The sequence below is a fragment of the Streptomyces odonnellii genome, assembly GCF_000981895.1.
GTDB classification, from domain to species: Bacteria; Actinomycetota; Actinomycetes; order Streptomycetales; family Streptomycetaceae; genus Streptomyces; species Streptomyces odonnellii.
Genome location: NZ_LATD01000299.1, coordinates 1 through 14,949, shown reverse-complemented (window position 1 = coordinate 14,949; position 14,949 = coordinate 1). Strand labels below are relative to the sequence as shown.

14 protein-coding genes are annotated in these 14,949 nt (G+C 71.2%); 9 read left to right on the top strand and 5 right to left on the bottom strand.

The window, feature by feature from the left end; translation table 11 throughout:
• Nucleotides 1-287: 287 nt before the first annotated feature.
• Together WH07_RS25860 and WH07_RS25855 are read left to right on the top strand one after the other, a co-directional pair.
• The gene (locus WH07_RS25860; RefSeq protein WP_046504750.1) at nucleotides 288-1,523 is read left to right on the top strand and encodes an SAV2148 family HEPN domain-containing protein; all 1,236 of its coding nucleotides are present in this window, start codon (nucleotides 288-290) and stop codon (nucleotides 1,521-1,523) included.
• 126 nt (nucleotides 1,524-1,649) lie between these two features.
• The gene (locus WH07_RS25855) at nucleotides 1,650-2,354 is read left to right on the top strand and encodes a 3'-5' exonuclease (RefSeq protein ID WP_046504762.1); all 705 of its coding nucleotides are present in this window, start codon (nucleotides 1,650-1,652) and stop codon (nucleotides 2,352-2,354) included.
• A gap of 55 nt (nucleotides 2,355-2,409) precedes the next feature.
• On the opposite strand, the gene WH07_RS25850 is transcribed toward WH07_RS25855, so the two are convergent.
• Nucleotides 2,410-3,273 carry an aminoglycoside phosphotransferase family protein gene (locus tag WH07_RS25850; protein WP_046504747.1) on the bottom strand — a complete coding sequence of 288 codons (864 nt, stop codon included), beginning with the start codon at nucleotides 3,271-3,273 and terminating at the stop codon, nucleotides 2,410-2,412.
• Between the two features lie 381 nt (nucleotides 3,274-3,654).
• On the opposite strand from WH07_RS25850, the gene WH07_RS25845 reads away from it, so the two are divergent.
• The 7 genes from WH07_RS25845 (at nucleotide 3,655) to WH07_RS25815 (ending at nucleotide 10,966) form a co-directional block, all read left to right on the top strand.
• Nucleotides 3,655-4,626 carry a carbohydrate ABC transporter permease gene (locus WH07_RS25845; RefSeq protein WP_046504746.1) on the top strand — a complete coding sequence of 324 codons (972 nt, stop codon included), beginning with the start codon at nucleotides 3,655-3,657 and terminating at the stop codon, nucleotides 4,624-4,626.
• Nucleotides 4,623-5,462, top strand: a complete 840-nt coding sequence (locus WH07_RS25840) for a carbohydrate ABC transporter permease (protein WP_046504744.1) — start codon at nucleotides 4,623-4,625, stop codon at nucleotides 5,460-5,462. Before WH07_RS25845 ends, WH07_RS25840 begins: the two co-directional genes overlap by 4 nt.
• 116 nt (nucleotides 5,463-5,578) lie before the next feature.
• Nucleotides 5,579-6,844: an ABC transporter substrate-binding protein gene (locus WH07_RS25835; RefSeq protein ID WP_232789064.1), complete on the top strand. Its 1,266-nt coding sequence runs from the start codon at nucleotides 5,579-5,581 to the stop codon at nucleotides 6,842-6,844.
• Between the two features lie 81 nt (nucleotides 6,845-6,925).
• Nucleotides 6,926-8,137 carry a macrolide-inactivating glycosyltransferase gene (gene mgt / locus WH07_RS25830; RefSeq protein ID WP_063775829.1) on the top strand — a complete coding sequence of 404 codons (1,212 nt, stop codon included), beginning with the start codon at nucleotides 6,926-6,928 and terminating at the stop codon, nucleotides 8,135-8,137.
• 422 nt (nucleotides 8,138-8,559) lie between these two features.
• Nucleotides 8,560-9,813, top strand: coding sequence for a S8 family peptidase (locus tag WH07_RS25825; protein WP_046504741.1), 1,254 nt, complete (start codon nucleotides 8,560-8,562; stop codon nucleotides 9,811-9,813).
• 165 nt (nucleotides 9,814-9,978) lie between these two features.
• Nucleotides 9,979-10,608, top strand: a complete 630-nt coding sequence (locus WH07_RS25820) for a DUF1697 domain-containing protein (RefSeq protein WP_046504753.1) — start codon at nucleotides 9,979-9,981, stop codon at nucleotides 10,606-10,608.
• Nucleotides 10,601-10,966, top strand: a complete 366-nt coding sequence (locus tag WH07_RS25815; RefSeq protein WP_046504738.1) for a nuclear transport factor 2 family protein — start codon at nucleotides 10,601-10,603, stop codon at nucleotides 10,964-10,966. The genes WH07_RS25820 and WH07_RS25815 overlap by 8 nt, the downstream gene beginning before the upstream one ends.
• A gap of 45 nt (nucleotides 10,967-11,011) precedes the next feature.
• Here WH07_RS25815 and WH07_RS25810 read toward each other — a convergent pair whose 3' ends face one another.
• The 4 genes from WH07_RS25810 to WH07_RS25795 all read right to left on the bottom strand — a co-directional run bounded on the left by WH07_RS25810 (nucleotide 11,012) and on the right by WH07_RS25795 (nucleotide 14,822).
• On the bottom strand, nucleotides 11,012-11,812 hold the full coding sequence (locus WH07_RS25810) for a sirohydrochlorin chelatase (RefSeq protein ID WP_046504735.1): 801 nt from the start codon (nucleotides 11,810-11,812) through the stop codon (nucleotides 11,012-11,014).
• 25 nt (nucleotides 11,813-11,837) lie between these two features.
• Nucleotides 11,838-12,794 carry an ABC transporter permease gene (locus tag WH07_RS25805; protein WP_046504733.1) on the bottom strand — a complete coding sequence of 319 codons (957 nt, stop codon included), beginning with the start codon at nucleotides 12,792-12,794 and terminating at the stop codon, nucleotides 11,838-11,840.
• Nucleotides 12,781-13,572 carry an ABC transporter ATP-binding protein gene (locus WH07_RS25800; protein ID WP_046504731.1) on the bottom strand — a complete coding sequence of 264 codons (792 nt, stop codon included), beginning with the start codon at nucleotides 13,570-13,572 and terminating at the stop codon, nucleotides 12,781-12,783. The genes WH07_RS25805 and WH07_RS25800 overlap by 14 nt, the downstream gene beginning before the upstream one ends.
• 128 nt (nucleotides 13,573-13,700) lie before the next feature.
• The gene (locus WH07_RS25795; protein ID WP_046504729.1) at nucleotides 13,701-14,822 is read right to left on the bottom strand and encodes an aliphatic sulfonate ABC transporter substrate-binding protein; all 1,122 of its coding nucleotides are present in this window, start codon (nucleotides 14,820-14,822) and stop codon (nucleotides 13,701-13,703) included.
• Between the last annotated feature and the right edge of the window lie 127 nt (nucleotides 14,823-14,949).

The following is a 14,949-nucleotide window of genomic DNA, read 5'->3' as shown; positions in this document are numbered from 1 at the left end:
GACCGGGGGAGGGTGTCGGGCGGGCCGGGTCAACTTCGTGTGTTCCGCCGTCGCCCGGTCCGCGCCCCCGTCCCACTCGTCCCTCGGGCGCTGTCGCGCCCCATCGGACGCAGGCGCGGAACGGGCGCAACCATGGTGAATCGGCTCACTCCGGCACAAGCCGACGCCAAGAACGGGCCACACGAATAAGGGAGTTGAGAAAGGAGCCTGTGCATCGGGCTGCATCGCCTCCGGTCCTCGGAGTACCCTTCCTTGATCGTTGAAGGGGAAGAAAAGGCGGTGCGCGGGTGAGCTCGGGAGGGCTGGAGCTGCCCCCTGGTGACACGGGTCACGCGGGGGACTCCGCCGATATCCCGCCTGGAGCGGTCTCCCTGGCGCGACCGATGGAGATCGGGGCGGAACTGGACTGGGGCGCGGACGCCTGGAGCGAGGTCCGTACGCGTGCCCAACGGGCCGGACGTGCCTATATCTGGCTGAATCTGGTGGAGCAGCGGCTGCGCGCGGTCGTCGCCGCGGTGCTGCGGCCCATCTACGAGCCCGTCCACGGCGAGGAGTGGGTGGTCGCCGCCGCCGGGCCCGCCGGGCAGGAGTGGGTGCAGCGCGCCGTGGCGGTACGGGAGGTGTCCCGGCGCAAGGGCTATCTGCTCGACCCGGCCGACGACAATGTCCTGAGCTTCCTCACGCTGCCTCAGCTCCGGGAGCTGATGGTCCAGCACTGGCCCGGCTTCGAACCGTACTTCGACGACCGGCGCGATGTGGAGCTGGCACTGGACGAGCTGGAGGTCGCGCGGAACGTCGTGTCCCGCAACCGCGCGCTCTCCGAGACGGTCCTCGCCCAGGCGGAGCGCGCCTCGGCCCGGCTGCTGGAGATCCTGGGCGGCGGCAACGGGGTGCCGTCGGCGGCGCGGCTGCGGGTCGACGCGATGGAGGACCTGGTCGGCGACCGGTACGCGGACGTGGTCTCCGTCCATCCCGACCGGGTCAGGCTGCAGCGGCAGATCCCGGCCGAGGATCTGTTCGGCGGCGCCCGGCGTGTCGACGCCATCGGCATCGGGCTGAACCTGCTCGTCCAGAACTTCTCGGGGCGCCGGCTGATCCGGCTCGCCGAGTCGGGCTGCCGGATACGGCTGGTGTTCCTCAACCCGGCGAGCAGCGCGGTCAAACGGCGCGAGCGGGAGCTGGGGCTCAAGAAGGGCGAGCTGAGCCGTTCGGTGGAGATGAACATCCTTCATATGCGCCGCGTACGGTCCAAGCTGCGGGACCCGGGCGCGTTCGAGATCCATGTCTTCGACGAGACCCCGCGGTTCACGGCGTATCTGGTCGACGGCGACGGCGCCGACGGACTCGCGGTGGTGCAGCCGTATCTGCGGCGGGCGCGTGGGATGGAGTCACCGGTACTGGTGCTGCGGGGCGCCGCAGGGCGCGAGGTCGTGCGCTCGGGCCAGGAGAGTGAAATCGGTCTCTTCCAGACCTATCGCGAGGAGTTCGAACTGCTCTGGGCGGACTCCCGTCCGGTCTCCTGAGCCGCCCTGCCGTGGCTCCGCCGCCCGGCTGTCCCCTGCGTTGTCAGTGGCGCGTGGCAGGGTGAATGAACGACGGGGGGGCTCCGGAACGGGGGAAGCGCCACCGCACCATGAGGGAGGGGCATGATGCCTTGGTATGGGGAAACGCTGGTCGGTTTCGATTTGGAGACGACCGGTACGGAGCCGCTGGAGGCACGGATCGTGACCGCGGCGGTGGTCGAGGTCCGGGGCGGCGAGGTGATACGGCGGCGGACCTGGCTCGCCGACCCGGGCATCCGAATCCCCGCGCAGGCGTCGGCGGTCCACGGCATCAGCAGCGAACGGGCGGCGGCGGAGGGGCGTCCACCGGCCGAGGTGGCGAGGGAGATCGCGGAGGAGCTGGGGGAGTACTGGGCGCGCGGGGTGCCGGTGGTGGCGTACAACGCGCCGTTCGACCTGACGCTGCTCTCCGCCGAACTGCGGCGGTACGGGCTGGAGTCCGTCGCGACTGTCGGCCCGGTGATCGACCCGTACACGATCGACCGCGCCGTCGACCGCTACCGGCCCGGCAAGCGCAACCTGGAGGCGGTCTGCGCGGAGTACGGCGTGGTGCTGGACGCGGCGCACGAGGCGTACGCGGACGCCCTGGCGGCGGTCCGGGTGGCCCTGGCGATAGCCGCCCGCCATGCCTCGGTGGCGGCACTGACCCCGGCGGAGCTGCATGAGCGTCAGATCGGCTGGTACGCCGAGTGGGCGGAGGACTTCCAGCGCTTCCTGCGGAAGAAGGGCAACGAGGACACCGTGGTGGACGCGGCCTGGCCGCTGCGGGAGCTGGTCCCGGCGGGGTCCTGAGGGGCTCGGTGGCGGCCCGTCAGGGCCGTCGGACCCGTCGGACCCGTCAGGTCCGTCAGAACGTGTGCCAGCGGACCTCGGGGTCGTTGTCACGCAGGGAGGCGACCCTGCGCCGGAATTCGGTCAGGGCCCGCGGGTTGGTGGGGGCGTGCTGGGCCACCCAGGCGCAGCTCGCGGTCTCGCGGGCGCCGCGCAGCACCGGGCAGCCCGGCCAGGCGCGTACGTCCCAGCCGTAGGCCCGGGTGAACCTGTCGTACTCCTCGGCCGGCAGACCGTACCGGTCGCGGGTGAGGGCCATCACCACCAGATCGTGCTCGCGGAAGTCCAGCGAGAAGGTCTCCAGGTCCATCAGGACCGGCCCGTCGGGGCCGACATGGACATTGCGCGGCAGCGCGTCGCCATGGATCGGCCCCGGCGGCAGATGCGGGGTGAGCGCGGCCGTCGCCTCGGCGAAGCCGTCCCGGCGGCTGCGCAGATACTCCGCGTCGGCCGGGTCGATCGCCTCGCCCGCGATCCGCAGCCAGCGTTCGACACCGCCCAGCAGCTCGCGGCGGGGGAGGGCGAAGCCGGGCACGGGCAGGGCGTGGACCAGCCGGAGCAGGGCCGCCAGATCGGCGGGGCCGGCGGGGCGCCCGGCATCGGGCAGCCGGTGCCAGAGCGTCACCGGATGGCCGTCCACCGACCGGGGTTCCGGCTCCGCCGCCCGTACGGCGGGGACACCGCACTCGGCGAGCCAGGCGGCGACGGCGGTTTCGCGCCGTGCGCGGTCCAGCAGCTCGGGGTGGTCCTCGGCGTTCCGCCCGACCTTGACGATCAGCCCACCGGTCGCGAACACCGCGTTCTCGCCGAGGGAGAGCAGCTCCGCGCCGCGCGCGAGCCCCGCCGCGGCCAGGATCTCCCGCGCCCGTACCTCGTCCATCGCTAGGGCCTCTCGTCTGGGTCTTGCTGGGCTCGCGTGCCCTGGCACCGCGCCTCGCGGCGTTGTCGTCAGTCGCCTACTCCCCCACAGCCTTAAGGGCGTGGGAGGTACCCCCTCCGCGTGGGCTCCCTCCTCCGCCTTGCGATCCACGGCACCAACGCCGACATCAGCCGCTCCCGCGGCGGGCGCTCCCTGATCCAGCCAGACCCAAACGAAAGACCCTGGCCCGCTCGCTCATACTTCCGGCCGATCTGTCCACGCGAGTCTCGCATCCGAGTGGACCGTCTTGACGGGCCGGGCCCCCGGTCAAGACGATGACGAGGGCCGCCGGGACGGCCGAACGTCATCAGACGGTACAAGCCGCCCGAAGGAGTCGAATCGGTGACATCGGCGACCGCGGTGGAGAGATCCGGCAAGGAGCGGTCCCGGCACGGCCGGGCGGGAAGCGGCAGGTCCGGCGGGCCCGGCGGGCCCGGCGGGCCTCTCGGCCATGGCGCCTGGTTCCTCGTACTGCCCGCGCTGATCCCGGTCCTGGTGCTGAGTGTCGGCCCGCTGCTGTACGGGATCGCGCTCGCCTTCACCGACGCGCAGTCCGGCCGTACCGAACCCACCGAGTGGATCGGCGCGCTCAACTTCCGGGACCTGGCGCACGACACCCTCTTCTGGGACTCGTTCGGGATCGGCCTGCTCTGGGCGGTCGGCGTGACCGTCCCGCAGTTCGTCCTCGCCCTCGGTCTGGCCCTGCTGCTCAACCAGAACCTGCGCTTCCGCTGGCTCGCCCGCGCCCTCGCGATCATCCCCTGGGCGATGCCCGAGGTCGTCGTCGGCATCATGTGGCGGCTGGTCTACAGCCCCGACGCCGGAGTCCTCAACGAGACCCTCCGCGATCTGGGCCTCGGCGGGGGACGGGACTGGCTGAGCGGACTGGCCACCGCCCTGCCCGCGGTGATCGTCGTCGGTGTCTGGGCGGGCATGCCGCAGACGACCGTCGCCCTGCTGGCCGGCCTCCAGAACACCCCTCAGGAGCTGCACGAGGCCGCCGCGCTCGACGGCGCGGGCGCCTGGCGCCGGTTCCGTACGGTCACCTGGCCCGCGCTCCGGCCGGTCGCCCTGGCCATCACGGCGCTCAATTTCATCTGGAGCTTCAACTCCTTCGCCCTGGTCTATGTCCTGACCAACGGCGGCCCCGGCGGCCGCACCCGGCTGCCCATGCTCTTCGCGTACGAAGAGGCCTTCCGCTACGGCCAGTTCGGCTACGCCGCCGCGATGGGCTGCGTCATGGTGGCCGTGATCGCGGTGCTGCTCTCGCTCCAGCTCGTCGGACGGCTCAGGCAGGGGGAGGAAGGACGATGAGCCTTCGTACCAGCGGGTCCGCGCGGGCCGGACAGTATCTCGCGCTGCTGTGCTACCTCGTCTTTCTCGCGGTGCCCTTCCTCTGGCTGCTCTCCACCGCCTTCAAACCCGCCAGGGAGCTGGGCAGTCTCCACCCCACCTGGATCCCGCGGCAGCCGACCCTGGAGAACTTCCGGCAGGCCTTCGACGAGCAGCCGCTGCTGCGGGCCGCGGGCCACAGCCTGACCGCGGCCCTCGCCGCCGCCCTGATCGCCGTCCTCATCGCGACCCCGATGGCCTATGTGATGGCCCGCAGGCGCGGCAGGCTTGCGGCGGCGGCGACCGGCTGGGTGGTGATCAGCCAGGCGTTCCCGTTCGTGCTGGTGATCATCCCGCTCTTCCTGGTCCTCAAGAACCTCCATCTCATCAACTCCCTGGCCGGGCTGGTCATGGTGTACGTGGTGTGGGCGCTGCCGTTCGCACTCTGGATGCTGAGCGGCTATGTCCGGGCGCTGCCGGCCGAGCTGGAGGAGGCGGCGGCCGTGGACGGCGCGGGCCGGATCCGTACGCTCGTCTCGGTGACCGCGCCGCTGCTGGCCCCCGGCATCGTCGCCACGGCGCTCTTCGCCTTCATCACCGCCTGGAACGAGTTCTTCTTCGCGCTCGTCCTCCTCAAGTCCCCGGAGAAACAGACCCTGCCGGTCGTCCTCACCCACTTCCTCGGCGCGGAGGGCGTCGCCGATCTGGGACCGCTCGCCGCCGCCGCGTTCCTGGCGACGCTGCCCTCGCTCCTCGTCTTCGCGCTGATCCAGCGGCGGATCACGGGCGGAATGCTCGCCGGGGCGGTGAAGAGCTGATGAGGCTTTCGAACAGGTGGTCCCGGATCCGCGGGTGGTCCCGGGTACGCGGATGGTGCCGGGTACGCGGACGGTCCCGGCTTCGGAAGGCCTCGGCAGCGGCGGCCGTACTCGCCGTGCTGCTCAGCGGCTGCTCCCGGGACGGCGGCACGGACGGAACGGCGCGCGGCGGCCGGATCACCCTGCGCTTCCAGTCCCTGGCCTGGCAGGACGAGTCCGTCCGCGCCAACAAGGAACTGGTCGACGAGTGGAACGCGGCCCATCCGGACATCCGGGTCGAGTACGTCCAGGGGAGCTGGGACAGCGTCCATGACCAGCTCCTCACCTCCTTCGAGGGCGACGAGGCACCGGACGTCATCCACGACGCCGCCGACGACCTCGCCGACTTCGCGTACGGCGGCTATCTCGCCGATCTCGGCCCCCTGCTGCCCGAGCGCCTCAAGCGGGACATCCCCCGGCGGAGCTGGGACACGGCCACCTTCGGCGGCGGTGTGTACGGCGTGCCGTTCCTCCAGGAGCCGCGGGTCCTGATCGCGAACAAGAAGCTCCTCGAAGAATTCGGAGTCCGGATCCCGACCCCCGAAGAGCCCTGGACCTGGCCCGAGTTCCGGCGGATCGGCGCGGAGCTGACCGAGCGGATGGGCCCCGGCAGGTACGCCGTCGCCTGGCCGCTGAAGGACCCGGTCTCCGCCACCCTCAACCTGGGGCTCTCGGCGGGCGGGCGGCTCTTCCACCGGGGTGCGGACGGCAAGGTGACGATCCGCTTCACGGACGGGGACGCGGTGGTGCCCGGCACCATCCACGACCAGGTCAACACGGACGGCAGCGCGTCCGGGGCGACTCTGGGGATGGGCGGCTCCGACACCCTGCCCGGCCTGTTCGGCGGCAAGTACGCGATGGTCCCGCTGGGCTTCTCGTACCGCCAGCAGATCATCCAGCAGGCGCCGGAGGGATTCGAGTGGACCGTACTGCCCGCCCCGGCCGGGGCGGCGGAGGGGCTGGCCCAGGGGGTGAGCCCGCAGACCCTCTCGATCGCGGCGGACAGCCCGTACAAGAAGGAGGCCGCGCGGTTCATCGACTTCCTGCTCCGGCCGCCGAACATGGTGCGGCTCGCGCACGGTGACTGGATGCTGCCGACCGGTACGGAGGCGCTGAAGGACCCGTCCCTGAGGGTGGCGCGCGACGGCTGGGCGACGGGGGCGGCGCTCGCGCGGGAACTGCGGCCGGCCCCCGCGCAGTCGGTGCGCGGCTACCCCGAATGGAAGGACAAGGTGGCGACCCCGGCGCTCCAGGAGTACTACAGCGGTGCGATCGGCCGTGCCGAACTGGAGAAACGCCTCGTCGAGGACGGCAACCGGGTGCTGGCCCGCTACCAGCGCTGACCACCGGCCGGCCGTCGGGCCGACCGGTGTGGGGCGGATATCGGATTGCACCAGACGCCCCGTCATTTTTAGGTTGAGGGCATGGCCTTGTCCCGCTCCGCCCATATCGCCATGTTCTCCATCGCCGCTCACGGGCATGTGAACCCGAGCCTCGACATCATCCGGGAGCTGGTCGCCCGAGGGCACCGGGTCAGTTACGCGATCCCCGCCCTCTTCGCCGAGAAGGTCGCGGCGACCGGCGCCGAGCCGGTGATCTACACATCCGTACTGCCGGGGCCCGACGACGATCCGGAAGCCTGGGGCACGGAACTCGTCGACAATCTGGCGCCGTTCCTCGACGACGCGATCCAGGCGCTGCCGCAGCTCGCCGCCGCGTTCGAGGACGACCTGCCGGATCTGGTCCTCAGCGACATCACGTCCTATCCGGCTCCGGTCCTGGCGCACCGCTGGGGTGTCCCGTACATCCAGCTCTCGCCGAATCTGGTCGCCTGGGAGGGGTACGACCAGGAGATCGGTGAGCCGATGCTCGCGGAGCTGCGGGCTTCCGAGCGGGGCCGTGCCTATCGCGCGCGCTTCGCCGACTGGCTCGATGAGCAGCACATGGACCACACCGACCAGGACCGGCTGGTCGCCAGGCCCGGCCGCTCCCTGGTGCTGATCCCCAGAGTGCTGCAGCCGCACGCCGACCGCGTGGACGAGTCCGTGTACACCTTTGTCGGCGCCTGCCAGGGCGACCGCGCCGATCAGGGCGAGTGGCGGCGGCCGTCCGGGGCGGAGAAGGTGCTGCTGGTCTCGCTCGGCTCGGCCTTCACCAAGCAGCCCGCGTTCTACCGCGCGTGCGTCGAGGCCTTCGGCGGCCTGCCCGGCTGGCATGTGGTGCTCCAGATCGGGCCCCATGTGGACGCGTCCGAGCTGGGCGAAGTGCCGGACAACATCGAGGTGTGTCACTGGGTGCCGCAGCTCGCCGTACTCCGGCAGGCCGACGCCTTCATCACCCACGCGGGCGCGGGCGGCAGCCAGGAGGGCCTCGCGACGGGCACGCCGATGGTCGCCGTACCGCAGGCGGTCGACCAGTTCGGCAACGCCGACATGCTGGTCTCGCTGGGTGTGGCCCGGCGCCTCGACACGGAGGAGGCGACACCGGAGGCGCTGCGGAAGGCGGTTCTGGCGGTGGCCTCGGATCCGGAGGTGGCCAGGAGGCTCGACGGGATCAAGCGTGAGATGGCGGCCGAGGGCGGTACGCCGAGGGCGGCCGACCTGATCGAAGCGGCGCTCCCGGCCGTGACGCCCTGACCCGCCCGGGCGCCCGTACGGGACGGGAGCCGTGGCCCGCAGTGTCGTCGTCCGTGAAAGGTGGGGTCGGGATCGGGCCATTTCGTCGTGGTCGCCGGTGCGCGGGGAGAGAGGCCCCTTCCTCCCGGTTCCGGTCGTATCCCGGACTGGGGGAGCGGAGCCTCGTGGCACTGGCGGAGGCTGACGGACGAGCTCGGCACTTTCCGGACTGGCCGATTCCTTATGGGGATTGAGGTTTACCAGGTCACCGCCGCTATGGACTCTTGATCTGAACTCGTCAATCGGTCAGGGTTTCGAGCCGGGGCGGGTCTTTTGGATCACCCCGCGAGCCCGGCAAGATCCAGAAGACCCGCTCCTGGCCCGCCGGAGACTTCCGTCCGCCGGGCGTCCCCCCACAGAAAATGACGAGGAGCTCCCTCTTCATGGCAACTCAACAGCGTGCGAGCAGGATCAAACTCACCGCCGCCCTCACCGCCCTGGCCGCGGCGGCCGGAATCACCGCGCTCACCTCCCCCACAGCGGGCGCGGCTCCGGCACAGGGCGTGGTCTACGGAAACGACGCCGAGGGCGCGGTCCCCGGCAGCTACATCGTGCTGCTCAAGACCGGTGCGCAGGCCGGTCAGCAGGCCGGCCTCCGGGCCGGCGCCAAGGCCGCCGACAGCAGGAGCGCGAAGCAGGAACTGGCCAAGGAGTACGGAGGCGTGCTCAAGCGGAACTACGGCACGGCCCTCCACGGCTTCTCGGCGAGCGGCCTCACCGAGACGGAGGCCAAGCGGCTCGCGGCAGACCCGGCCGTCGCCAAGGTCGTCAGGAACAAGACCTTCACCATCAACGCCACCCAGGACAACCCGCCTTCCTGGGGCCTGGACCGGGTCGACCAGACGGCCACCACCGGGGACAACGCGTACACCTATCCGGACAGCGCCGGTGAGGGTGTCACGGCGTATGTCATCGACACCGGTGTCCGGATCACCCACGCCGACTTCGAGGGCCGTGCGAGCTACGGCTACGACGCCATCGACGGCGACGACTCCGCCGACGACGGCTACGGCCACGGCACGCATGTCGCCGGGACCATAGCCGGTGCCGCGCACGGTGTCGCCAAGAAGGCGGAGATCGTCTCCGTACGGGTCCTCGACGACAGCGGCTTCGGCACCACGGAGCAGGTCATCGCCGGGATCGACTGGGTCGCCGCGAACCACCAGGGTCCGTCCGTCGCCAATATGAGCCTCGGCGGCGGCGCTGACCCGGCCCTCGACGAAGCCGTACGGAACGCCATCGCCACCGGGGTCACCTTCGGTGTCGCGGCCGGCAACAACTCCTTCGACGCGAGCCAGATCTCTCCGGCGCGGGTCGAGGAGGCCATCACGGTCGCCTCGTCCGCCGTGGACGACACGCAGTCGTACTTCTCCAACTTCGGCCCGCTCGTGGACCTCTACGCACCGGGGTCCGGCATCACCTCGGACTGGAACAACAGCGACACCGCCACCAGCACCATCTCCGGCACCTCGATGGCGACACCCCATGTCGTCGGCGCGGTCGCCCTCTATCTCGGCGCCCACCCGGACGCCACCCCCGACCAGGTCGCCACGGCCCTGACCGACGGTGCCACCCCCGACGCGATCAGCAACGCGTCGCCGGACACCGCGAACAAGCTGCTCAAGATCGTCGAGTAGGCGGACCGTCCGGGCAGGCGGCGGACGCCGCACCGCGCCGCATGCCCGACCGCACGACCCTGCTGTACCGGCGGCCGTCGCGCTCTTCCCCCACGGGGCGCGGCGGCCGCTCGGCGGAGCCCTCGCCTCGGGCGCGGTCCCCGCCGGATCTCCTATCGTGTGCTCATGACGACGACGTACGCGGCACTCCTGCGCGGAATCAATGTCAGCGGCCACAAGCGGGTCCCGATGGCCGAGCTGCGTGATGTGCTCTCGGGACTCGGCCACCGCGATGTCCGCACCTACCTCCAGAGCGGGAACGCGGTCTTCACCACCGACGCCACAGGCTCCGGCGACTCCGGCGACTCCAGCGGCTCTGGCGGCTCCACAGGCTCCAGCGACTCCACGGGCTCCGGCGGCTCCGCCCATGAGAGCGCTCTCGCCGCCGGTCTGGAGCAGGCCATCGAGGAGCGCTTCGGGTTCCGCGTCGACTGTCTCGTACGAGACGCCGCCTATCTGCGGGCCGTGGCCGAGGAGTGTCCCTTCCCCGCCGCCACCCTGGAGGGAAGGCAGCTCCACGCCACCTACTTCTCCGAGCCGGTGGACCCCGGGCGCCTCGCCTCACTCGACCCCGCCGGGTACCTCCCGGAGGAGTTCAGGCTGGGCGACCGGGTGCTGTATCTGTACGCGCCGAACGGGGTCGGCCGCTCCAAGCTCGCCGAAGCGCTGGCCAGACCGGCGCTGTTCAAGGGCATCACCGCCACCAGCCGCAACTGGAACACCGTCCTCAAGCTGGTGGAGCTGACTCGTGGCTGACCACCGTACGTCCGCGATCTCCGCGGCCATCGAGGCGGAGCTGCGGCTGCTCGACCCGGCGGTCCGTTCCTCGGCCGCGCTGTTCGCGGAGCTGCTCCACCCGGACTTCAGGGAATTCGGCTCATCCGGCCGTGAATGGGACCGCGCCTCGATCGTTGCCGAGCTGGCGGCGAAGGGCGCGGCCGGGCCCCGGCCGATCACCACCTCCAAGATGCGGGGTGTCCAGCTCGGCCCCGATGTGGTGCTGCTGACCTTCGACACGGACTCCAACGGGCGCCGGGCGCACCGTAGTTCACTGTGGCGGCGGACCGAGAAGGGCTGGCTGCTCTACTTCCACCAGGGCACCCCGTTCGACTGAGGCCGATGCCGATGCACACCCAGGCCCCGGGCCCCAGGCCCGGCCTCAGGCCGAGACCGGCACCGGCCCCGCCACCCTCACCCGCTCGTCGTACCGGCGCAGCAGCAGCCGTGCCAGCTCGGGAGCCGCGCCCAGAACCGGCGCCAGGACATCCGCGCCGCCCTCGCGCGCGCCGTTCGCGATCCGGTCCGGCAGGAAGCCGGGGGCGATCACATACGGCGCCACCGCGATCCGGCGCACGCCCTCGGCGCGCAGCGCCCGCACCGCGTCCTCGGTGCGCGGCAGGGCGGCGGAGGCGAACGCGGGCCGCACCGCGCGCCAGCCGCCGGTACGCCGCCACTCCCGTGCGACACCGGCGATCACCGCGACCGCCTCGGGGTCCGAGGAGCCCGCGGAGGCCAGTACGATCCCGGTCGAGGCGCGGTCGGCGGCCCTGAGCCCCGCCTCGTACAGCCGCCGCTCCAGCGCCTCCACGAGCAGCGGTGCGGGGCCGAGCACCTCGGCCTGCCGGATCAGCGGGTACGGATGGCGCGCCCGTGCCTCGCGCAGCACCGCCGGGATGTCGGCCTTGGCGTGGAAGGCGCGGGTCAGCAGCAGCGGCAGGGCCACCACCTCCTGTACGCCCTCCAGCGCCAGCCGGTCCAACAGCCCGGGGAGAGCAGGTGAGTTGAAGTCCAGAAAGCCCGTCTCCACGCGCAGCTCCGGGCGCAGTACGCGCAGCCGCCCGGCCAGGGCGTGCACGGTCGCGGCATGCCGCGGATCGCGGCTGCCGTGCGCGACGACCAGCAGGACCGGCCCAGGAACGGACCGCCGAACGGCGTGCTGAATGGACGGATGACGGTGCATGGGAATCAGCTCTTCACCATGGCGATCAGCTCTTCACCAGGAGACCGCGGCCGCGCAGCACCCGCCGCTCCAGCGGGCTGAAGATCAGCAGATCGATCGCGATACCGACGATCAGGATGAGGAAGATGGCGAGGAACACCATGGGCATGCTGCCGACCGTACGGCCGTTCTCCAGCAACTGCCCCAGCCCCACGCCCAGATCGGGCGAGGACGCGATGATCTCCGCGGCCATCAGTGAGCGCCACGAGAACGCCCAGCCCTGCTTCAGCCCCGCCAGATAGCCGGGCAGCGCGGCGGGCATCACGATGTGCCAGGTGCCCCGCAGCCCGGTCGCGCCGAGCGTGCGTCCGGCCCGCAGGAACAGCGGCGGCACCTGGTCGACCCCGGAGACCAGACCGTTGGCGATGGAGGGGACCGCGCCGAGCAGGATCACCGCGTACATCATCGAGTCGTTCAGCCCCAGCCAGATCACCGCCGGCGGCACCCAGGCCACCGAGGGCAGCGACTGGAGCCCGGACAGGATCGGCCCGATGGCCGCGCGGACGAACCGTACCCGGGCGACCAGCAGCCCGAGCGGGGTGCCGATCGCCAGCGCCAGCAGGAAGCCCAGCAGACCGCGCGAGACGCTCGTCCAGATATAGCCGAGCAGGGTGCCCTGCGCCCAGGCGTCGGCCACCTCGTCCCACACCGCCGTCGGCGACGGCAGCTTGTAGTCGTCGGTGATCTTCGCCCAGACCAGGACCTGCCACACCACCAGCACCAGCGCGACGGCGATGAAGGGCGGAAGGGCCTTCTGGACCAGGGTCGTGCGCAGCGGGGTACGCCGGGTCTGCACGGTGTCCAGCGCGTCGAGCCCGGCCTCCAGGCCCGCCAGATCGTGGTGCGCCACGGCCGCCCCGGGCGTCCCGTCCTCCGGCGCCGGGCCGGCCGCGTTCCCGTCGGGAGCCGCGCCCTTCGGTGTCGTCGTCTCAGTTCCGGCCATGGCGGCGGATCTCCCCACGCAGTTCTTCGGTGATCTCGACGGACAGCTCCGCGACCGCGGGGTCCTCGATACGGCGCGGCTGCGGGATGTCCACCCGCCACTCACGGGCCACCCGGCCGGGCCGCGACGACATCAGGACGACGCGCTCGGCGAGCCGTACCGCCTCCCGTACGTTGTGCGTGACAAAGAGCACCGACAGCTCCGTCTCACGCCAGATCCGGGTCAGCTCGTCGTGCAGCACATCCCGGGTGATGGCGTCGAGCGCCGCGAACGGCTCGTCCATCAGCAGCAGTTGGCTGTCCTGGGCGAGCGCCCTGGCCAGCGCCACCCGCTGCCGCATCCCGCCGGACAGCTCGTGCACCCGCTTGCCGTACGAGCCGTCGAGACGGACCAGACCGAGCAGCCGCTCCGTCTCGGCGCGCCGGTCCTGCTTGGGCACCCCGCGCAGCCGCAGCGCCAGCTCGATGTTCTTGCCGGCGGTCAGCCACGGGAACAGCGCGTGCTCCTGGAACATCAGGGCCGGCCGCCCGCCGGGTGTCGCGATGGACCCGGCGGACGGACGGTCGAGCCCCGCGACCAGATTGAGCAGGGTGGACTTCCCGCAACCCGACGCTCCCAGAAGGGTGACGAACTCGCCGGGGGCGACATCCAGCGTGATGTCGTCGAGGACGAGCTGCTGCCCGGCCGGTGTCACGAAGGACTTCGAGACATGCGCGATACGGGCGGCGTGGTCCACCGCCGGGGTGCTCTCGGCGGCCTTGGTGAGGGTCGTCACCATGGTCGTCACCTCCTGGGAACGGTGTGGGTCCGGGGTCGGGACCGGACAGGGAGTCGGGAGCGGATACGGGATCGGGAGCGGATACGGGTCGATGCTTGACCGGGTACGGAGCCGTACGCGGTCAACGGTTACTTGACGCCGAGACCGGCGTCGGCGACCTCGGGCTGACCGGCGGCCTTGAGCACCTTGTTCAGCGGCCCCAGGTCGTAGATGCCGTTCAGATCGGGCTTCTCCAGCAGACCGGCCTTCACCGCGTGGTCGGCCTCCGCCTGGAGCGTGGCGGCCAGCGGGTCGTTGATGATCTGGATCGACTCCCACGCCGGGTCGAGGACCTCGGGTGGCAGCGCCTTCCCCGAGAGCGTTTTCAGCGCCTCGTTGGCGGAGGCCTTCGCCTGCGCCTCATTGGCGTTGATCCACTCGTTGGTCTTCACCGAGCCGCGCAGCACGGCCTCGACCACATCCGGGTGCTCGGCGAGGAACTTCTGCGACACGATGATGTTCGTGATCACGAACTTCTTGTCCGGCCACAGGTCGGACTCGTTCAGCAGCTCCTTGGCACCTTCGGCGACCAGCTTGGACGCGGTCGGCTCCGGCACCCACGCGCCGTCGATGGAACCTGCCTTGTAGGCGTCCGGGGTGATCTTGTTGTCCGTACGGACGACCGACACATCGCCCTTGCCGGACTGCGCGTCGACCTTCCAGCCCTTCTCGGAGATCCAGTTGAGGAACGCCACGTCCTGCGTGTTGCCGAGCTGCGGAGTGGCGATCTTCTTGCCCTTGACGTCGTCCAGGGTCTTGATCTTCGCCGGGTTGACCACCAGCTTCACACCGCCGGAGGCCGAACCGCCGATGATACGGAGGCTCTTGCCGCCGGTCTGGGTGTAGCCGTTGATGGCGGGGGAGGGGCCGATGAAGCCGATGTCGATGCTGCCCGCGTTGAGGGCCTCGATCTCGGAGGGGCCGGCGTTGAAGGTCGCGGGCGCCACCTTCGTACCGCCCAGCTCCTTCTGGAAGATGCCCTCCTGGATACCCACCAGAGCCGTGGCATGGGTCAGGTTCGGGAAGTAGCCGATCTTCACCGTGTCGGCCGAGAGCGCCTTGCCCGAAGCGGCGGGAGCGGCCTCCTCGGAGGACTTGTCGGAGGCGGCATCCGAACCGTAGCCGCAGGAGGTGAGCGCGACGGTGAGGAGCGGCAGTGCGGTCGCGACGGCGGCGAGCCGGCGGCGCGCGGTGGTGCGGGAGGCTGGCACGGGAGGGTTTCCTCTCGTTGGCCCGGCGCTCACACCCTTCCGGAATACGGGGGCGCGGCCGGGAAGTCGGCAGGTCTTCGGCGGTGCGGGGGGTTCGGGCGGTGCGAGAGACGGCAGAGGTACGGGT